Source organism: Brevibacillus borstelensis, assembly GCF_037834415.1.
GTDB lineage: Bacteria > Bacillota > Bacilli > Brevibacillales > Brevibacillaceae > Brevibacillus > Brevibacillus borstelensis_A.
Genome location: NZ_JAUMSJ010000098.1, coordinates 1 through 1,045, shown reverse-complemented (window position 1 = coordinate 1,045; position 1,045 = coordinate 1). Strand labels below are relative to the sequence as shown.

Annotated in this window: 2 protein-coding genes; both read right to left on the bottom strand. The window is 50.8% G+C overall.

From position 1 onward, the window contains the following. Positions 1-422 (bottom strand): zf-HC2 domain-containing protein (locus tag Q3F21_RS27125; RefSeq protein WP_340259704.1); only part of this gene is annotated, 422 nt, incomplete at its 3' end. Beyond that, positions 403-963 carry an RNA polymerase sigma factor gene (locus Q3F21_RS27120; RefSeq protein ID WP_340259702.1) on the bottom strand — a complete coding sequence of 187 codons (561 nt, stop codon included), beginning with the start codon at positions 961-963 and terminating at the stop codon, positions 403-405. The genes Q3F21_RS27120 and Q3F21_RS27125, both read right to left, overlap by 20 nt. Positions 964-1,045 lie beyond the last annotated feature (82 nt).

Below are 1,045 nucleotides of genomic sequence, written 5' to 3'. Positions count from 1 at the left end.
TAGCCTTCAACCGCTGCTTGTTTCAAGCCCCCGTCCACATCTTTAACAGTATTGAACAAACTGTTTACGTAATTGGCAAACGTCGGCGAAACCATCGTTCCGAATGTAACGGCAGCCGTAAGACCGGCTACGGCAATCGCTGTCTTTTTCATAATATCGATACTCCTTTTCTTCCACATTTTTCTTTTGTTCCTGCTTTTCTCCTGCCGGGCAATATCCTCCATGACCAGCTCCGTAAAGTGGGGGGAGAGCAGCTCTTCTGCCAGCAGTTCTTCCGCTACGGGTGTTCCATCCATGATGCGTGCCAATCCTTCCTGGCAAGAGACGCATTGATCGACGTGCTGTTCCAGCTCTGCTGATGCCAGCGGGGAGAGCTTCCCGTCGAAATACGATTTCAACTTGTCAGATTTGTGACATTTCATACAAGGAAGTCCCCCCTTTCTCCAAGCCCTCTCGCAGCTTCTTCCTCGCCCGGTGAAGCCGCATCTGAACAGTCGTCATCGGCAGCGCTAGCGCCTCGCTAATCTCCTTGTAGCTGAGCTGGTCAATGTAGCGAAGGACAAGCACCGACCGATACTCTTCTTCCAGCCTCATCACTTGGCAAAGAAGCACTTGCTTTTGCTCCTTTTGCAAAAATGCGTCCTCCGGCGTCTCCGATTCGATCAGTTCCACTTCCTCGCCAGTGGTTTTAACGGCCCGCTTCCGCCGTCTGAGCTCATCCAGACAGTGGTTGGCAGCGACCCGGTAGAGCCACGCTGAAAAATTGCGGTCAAGCTGAAACTTATCTAATTGGAAATAGGCTTTCGTAAAAACCTCCTGGGCCAAATCCTGGGCATCCTGCTTCTGTCCAATCATCCGGTACAGGTAGGCAAATATTTTTCCTTTATACTTGTCGACAAGTCGTGCATAGGCTTGTTGGTTTCCCCCTAGCACCAGACGAACGAGCTCGTTATCGTCCTGCATGTTTTTCTTTTCCTCCTATGCAAAAGGCTTGCTGCGCAGCGGTTGCCTTTTTTGCCAAAACACGTCTGCCTGTTTTCCCCAA